This window comes from Paraburkholderia humisilvae (genome assembly GCF_902859855.1).
Classification (GTDB): domain Bacteria; phylum Pseudomonadota; class Gammaproteobacteria; order Burkholderiales; family Burkholderiaceae; genus Paraburkholderia; species Paraburkholderia humisilvae.
Map to the genome: position 1 here is coordinate 1 of NZ_CADIKH010000167.1, position 5553 is coordinate 5553.

5 protein-coding genes are annotated in these 5553 nt (G+C 56.8%); 1 reads left to right on the forward strand and 4 read right to left on the reverse strand.

The window, feature by feature from the left end; genetic code table 11:
* From HV796_RS39930 to HV796_RS39940, 3 genes are all read right to left on the reverse strand, one after another.
* Positions 1-300: AMP-binding protein (locus HV796_RS39930; RefSeq protein WP_175233244.1), on the reverse strand; the 300-nt coding region annotated here is incomplete at its 3' end.
* Between the two features lie 518 nt (positions 301-818).
* Entirely contained in the window at positions 819-1088 is a 270-nt protein-coding gene (locus HV796_RS39935; RefSeq protein ID WP_246356334.1) for a polyphosphate kinase 2 family protein, read from the reverse strand.
* A 230-nt stretch (positions 1089-1318) separates the two neighbouring features.
* Positions 1319-1699: a 6-pyruvoyl trahydropterin synthase family protein gene (locus HV796_RS39940; RefSeq protein ID WP_175233245.1), complete on the reverse strand. Its 381-nt coding sequence runs from the start codon at positions 1697-1699 to the stop codon at positions 1319-1321.
* Between the two features lie 769 nt (positions 1700-2468).
* Between HV796_RS39940 and HV796_RS39945 the strand changes: the two genes are divergently transcribed.
* Positions 2469-4235 carry an alpha-keto acid decarboxylase family protein gene (locus HV796_RS39945; RefSeq protein ID WP_175233246.1) on the forward strand — a complete coding sequence of 589 codons (1767 nt, stop codon included), beginning with the start codon at positions 2469-2471 and terminating at the stop codon, positions 4233-4235.
* 140 nt (positions 4236-4375) lie between these two features.
* Here HV796_RS39945 and HV796_RS39950 read toward each other — a convergent pair whose 3' ends face one another.
* Positions 4376-5320, reverse strand: coding sequence for an oxidoreductase (locus HV796_RS39950; protein WP_175233247.1), 945 nt, complete (start codon positions 5318-5320; stop codon positions 4376-4378).
* Between the last annotated feature and the right edge of the window lie 233 nt (positions 5321-5553).

Here is a 5553-nt window from a genome sequence, read left to right on the forward strand (position 1 = left end):
GCTTTGCTCCAGGATGAGCTTCTTCCTCTCACTGGGGTGTTGGTAGTCAATCGGAACGTATACCGCGTTGGCCTTCAAGACACCGATGATGGCCACGATATAGTCGATTGAACGGGTCGCTTCGATGGGAATCAGCGCTCCGCGGTTGACTCCGTGTTCAACCAGAAAGTGAGCGACTGCGTCGCTACGCAACGCAAGCTCACCGTATGTCAGGGTCGTCGATCCACTCGCTAGCGCGATTCCATCGGGCGACAAACTAACCTGATGATCGAATAAGTCCAAAACGGTTTTGATGATCATGTTTAAGCGCTCTCATATGAAAAGCATGGGTATGGCCGGGAGAAGGGCGAATGTCTTTGACGCACTGGCTCTGCATAGCGTGGAAATCTCAAATGGCCTTGGGGATCTGGGGGCGCAATGTCCCTAAAGACGTGCGCGAGCGTCAATGTGCTCAATATTGAGAATCTGGGCCTCGGTCGACTGGAAAAGGAGCGAGCGAAAAGATCGCGCTTTCAGTCAGACTTCAATCTTTTAAAACCAGGCGTCGTCACAAAACGTAGCTGAAATATCGCGCCGACAAAGTGAACAATTGTCACGTTGGTTGCCACGCATTCCATGTTATTCATTGCTATTGCAACTGGTGTCGTTCTTGTGGATCATGCAGTTGGCGATAGCCTTCTTTCGAACGTTGGAGGCTTACCTCACCGGATCATTGCGCAAGCCAGCCCTCCTGTTGGAAAGGGAAGCCGTACTCTCAACTGCGCTCATCTTCGTCTCTCCCGGTGTCGTCGATTTCGGGTCGGAGCCGCTCCAGATGATCAGGACCGCTTTCTGGTCCCGTCTTTTCCCGCATCGTCCATGGCCTGGAACACCAGCAGCACTGACCAGGAATCCTGCGCGTAGAGGATCGCCTGCTCCGTTGCGAGCCATTTCGAACTGCGCGGGAGAAGTTGCAACGCTTCCTGCTTATCCATTTTGAATCGGCGCATGTCGCCTGGATCGAAATCCTTCAGGAAGCAATCGTTGCCCCTCGTGATGCGGATTGGATCGGTGTACGTCTGAAGCACATCTGTCTTCAGGCGTTTCACGCAGTGGTCACCACCGACTGTGGCAGATCCAGCCTGTCATTGACGGCATCGCAGCGCGGCGGAACAGGACGCACACACGAGCAGCAGCATTGCAATCGCAGTCGTCCCGTTCACGACTTTATTCATAGTAGGTCACGCGTGATGCACCGCTCCAGATATTTGGCAGCGAGGATATGTTTCCGTAGGTGGACTATTTTTATATAGCCTCCAATCGATTCCCCCCAGTGCCTTCAGGCGGCTACCTCAGTAGCGGCAATGTAATCGCAACGGTCGCCGCTTGCCGGACGTTCGATTGCAACACGTATGAGTTGCGGAATCGCGGGCCGCAGCTTGTTGTAAATAAAGACACATAGATTTTCGAGCGTCGGAACGCCTAATCCGGAAACCTCGTCGAGAAAGCGATGATCGAGCTGGTCACGGACCGAGACGATCATCTGGTTGAGACGGCCGAGGTCAACTATCATGTTCGTCCGCGGATCAGGCAATCCACGAACAAACACTTGTGCGTGATAGGTGTGCCCATGGATACGCCGACTTCCTTCAGCATCAATCTCCCGCTCAAGCGAGTGCGCAGCCTCGAAATAGAATCGCTGACTTAGCTCGTAAATCATATTGGCCTCTTGTCATAGTCCGGTCCGGACGAAAATTCATGATCGCGCATCGTAAGTCCACCGTTCGTGAGGATACCGCTCACCCTTTTCGGCAAAGGCGTCGGTACATACCTGTATGCGATCGATGGTCGAATTAGATCATGCGCGTGTTGACTTCGATTCACGAGCACCGGAAAACGTTTTGCCAAATACGAACAACTGACGGGGATATTCATACTCGCCTTCATTTGCGAGGTCTGCGTCAGCAGTCGATGTTCCAGCGCATGCAATAGATTGTTGTCGATCGATCAGGTCGACCGGTCTACGAGCGCATCCGGTTGCATAGGGATTGATATGCCAGACAACCTGACTCACGTGATCCGAAAATCGGGACAATCAGACGTGGTCGAACGCAAGTCGCTCTCGCGGGCGCGTCATCGCGCGCAAGCATTGGCGATTCAACGCTTTTTTGGGAACTCACTGTTGCGGTTGACTTCTGTGATGGCATCGTCACCTGGTCAAAGCACGAATATGTACCCCACGACTTTACAGATTCAGAGCAAGGGTTGAAGGAACATAACACGGTGTCGTGCATCAAATCTATTGAACCGGGACGTCGCTTGTGGCCATCCGGCACATGAATACGCTTTTGAACATGACTTCACAAAGAATGCTTATGTAGCGTAATAGTAGTATTACTAAACAATGCGGGAAAATGTAATAGTAGATGATGGCTTTCTGAAAGCACTATGGCGTCACGAAACATCCCGTTTTTCTATTTGAGGCACACATGCAGTACGCAGTTACCATCGGCGACCACTTGCTCAACCGGTTGTCGGAGATAGGCATTGAGCATCTGTTCGGCGTTCCGGGTGACTACAACCTGGTCTTCCTTGATAGCGTCGTCAAACACCCTCACATTCGCTGGGTCGGCACCGCAAACGAATTGAACGCGGCATACGCGGCCGATGGTTACGCACGCTGCAGAGGCGCGGGGGCAATCCTTACCACCTATGGCGTAGGCGAACTCAGCGCGATCAACGGTCTGGCGGGTTCTTATGCCGAACGTCTGCCCGTCTTGCACATCGTCGGTGCGCCTCCGGTAGAAGCACAAGCCAGCGGACTCGCGCTGCACCATACGTTAGCCGACGGCGATTTCGGGCACTTCATGCGAGCGAGCGCCGAAGTCTCGGTCGCCCATGCGCGGCTCACTGTCTCCAACGCAGTGCAAGAGATCGACCGTGTGTTGAAATCGATGCTGGCGCACAGTCAACCCGGGTACATCATGCTGCCGACCGACGTCGCGAGCGCGCCGCTGCCAGCTCATCCCGGGCCGCTGGAGAGACCTGTCCCGCGCCATAGCGACGATGAACTCGCAGCGTTCTCGGCTCATGTTGGTCGTCTGCTCAACGAGGCTACGGCTCCCGTCGTGCTGACGGACTTCCTTGCTGACCGTTTCGGGCAAAAAGCAGTGATCGAGGAAATGCTGAGAGCCAGCAACATGCGCTGGGCGACGCTTTGCACCGGTAAAGGCATGGTAGACGAGTCGCTTCCGTCCTTCCTTGGACTCTATATCGGCGCATTTTCCGACGAGCCGACCAAGCGTGTAGTGGAGTCGTCCGATCTGGTGATCGGATTGGGCGCGACATTTTCTGACATATCGTCAGGTGGCTTTAGCCATCGCATCGATGCATCGCGTTTTATCGACATCAAGCCGTTTGGCGCGGCCGTGGCCGGGAAGTCCTATCCGAACCTGACGATGGCGGTATCCGTGCGATGCATCAACCGGCTTGTGGAGGGGCGTCTCGCCACACACGGACCTTGGTCCGCGAATACCGGGCCGCTCCCCGTGCGGCCGTCTGCTGCCGTCGCTGCGGGTGAGCCGCTGTCACAAGCCACATTCTGGTCGATGATCCAGCACTTCATTCGTTCAGGCGACCTCATCATTGCCGAGCAGGGCACCAGCTTTTACGGAGCAGCAACACTGCGCTTACCGTCAAACGTGAAATTCATCGGCCAGCCGCTGTGGGCTTCGATCGGTCACGCGTTGCCGGCCATGTTTGGCGCGCTGACCGCGCTGCCGGACAAGCGCGCGTTGCTGATCACTGGCGATGGGGCGGCCTTGCTGACGGCACAGGAGATTGGCTCGATGCTCCGTGATGGGCTAAAGCCGATCATTGTCGTTCTGAACAATGACGGCTACACAGTCGAGCGGGCGATTCATGGTCCGGACCAACGGTACAACGACATCGCCAGCTGGGACTGGCCGCTCGTCGCCAAAGCCATGGGACGTGGGCGAAAATCGCTGTCGCTGGTCGCCACGACTGCTGGCGAATTCGCGAGCGCATTAGAGTCCGCGGCAAATGCCGATTGTCTTACCCTGATCGAGGTTGCGTTGCCCAAACTCGATGTCCCCCCGTTGCTTGATGCAATCACACGCGAGCTTGCTGCGCGCAACGCGGGTCGGACACGAGCCGCAAGCATGGAGCCCACAAGAGAGCGCCATACCTACTGTGCAACTGAAGCGTCGATTGCGGAAAGAGAATTCCACGACTGATGTCGGATCGAGGTTCTCGCTCACACGCACTCGGTGGCGGCTTCGCGAAGCGCGCGGCTCAATGGCGACGTGTTAAATAGCCTGCCACGATGGCTTTTGCCACCGTCATCGCTTTCGAAGCGCTCTGCGCGACGTGCAGTTCACTCAAACATTATCTGTGTCAATGCTTCGCAAGCTTGCCAAAGACGCTTGGCATCAGCTTCGTTGCGTGCCTGAGATGCAACCTTTGCCGGTCCCACCTGTTCGCCGCGGGCCTCGAATAGACCACGCGGGCCATAGTAGCCACCGTCAACGACGGCGGGCGCGGTGGCAGCATAAAGCGTCGGCAGTGCGCCGGCGACATCGCTGTTGAGGAAGGTGCCGATAAGGCAGCGCAGGACAGATCGGGTTGCCGCGGCTCCAGCCGAACGGTCATCGCGGAACAGATTGGTATTCGCGACTCCGGGATGCGCCGCGACCGACATCACGCGCGATTGCCGCGCGCGCAAGTGGCGATTGAGTTCAAGCGCGAACATCAGGTCCGCCAGTTTCGACTGCCGATAGGCGGACATTGGCCGATAGTGGCGTGTTGCCTGGAGGTCGTCGAAATCAAGCCGACCTCGCTTGTGTGCGATCGAGGCGATTGTCACTACACGAGGCCGGTTCGGCGAACGGTGCGCGGCCATCTCAAGTGCGGGCAGCAGCAGGGCGGTTAGCGCAAAGTGTCCGAGCACGTTAGTGCCGAATTGCAGTTCGAAGCCATCGGCCGTTTCGATGCGCCGGGAAGGCGCCATGACGCCCGCGTTGTTGATGAGAATATCGAGCGGCTGGCGCTGCGCAAGCTGGCGCGCCGCGAAAGTCCGTACGGACGTGAGACTGGCAAGATCAAGATGTTCAAGGTGCAGTTGGGCACCCGGCATTTCCCTTTGCAATTGAGTGAGTGCTTCTGCGCCGCGCTGCTCGTTGCGGCACGCAAGTACGACCTCAGCGCCGTGTCGACCCAGCATCGCGGCGGTGTGATAGCCGATGCCGCTGTTCGCACCGGTGACGATGACGCGCACGCCGTCTTGAGGTGCGATGTCATCGGGACTCCACTGTTCGTTCATGTCATGCGCCGGTTGCGAGAGAAGGATAGCAGGCGGGAGTCTATATGACGCATTGCCTGTCTGGCGACAATCCCTTCTGCGGTCTGACCAGGACGATGGGGCGGTTGAACGAAACGAAGGAAAAAAAAGCCCGCCGTAAGGCGGGCCGGGTTGCTGCGCTTACACAACGGGTACGGGTGAAACCGCTTTGCTCCTTTATTCGACGTGTTCGCCGTGCAGGATCACGTCGAGAC

What these genes read in the sequence shown, in the direction of transcription:
- HV796_RS39945 (WP_175233246.1), top strand. Translation starts at nt 2,469, where the DNA reads ATGCAGTACGCAGTTACCATCGGCGACCACTTGCTCAACCGGTTGTCG.
- HV796_RS39950 (WP_175233247.1), bottom strand. Translation starts at nt 5,320, where the DNA reads ATGAACGAACAGTGGAGTCCCGATGACATCGCACCTCAAGACGGCGTG.
- HV796_RS39940 (WP_175233245.1), bottom strand. Translation starts at nt 1,699, where the DNA reads ATGATTTACGAGCTAAGTCAGCGATTCTATTTCGAGGCTGCGCACTCG.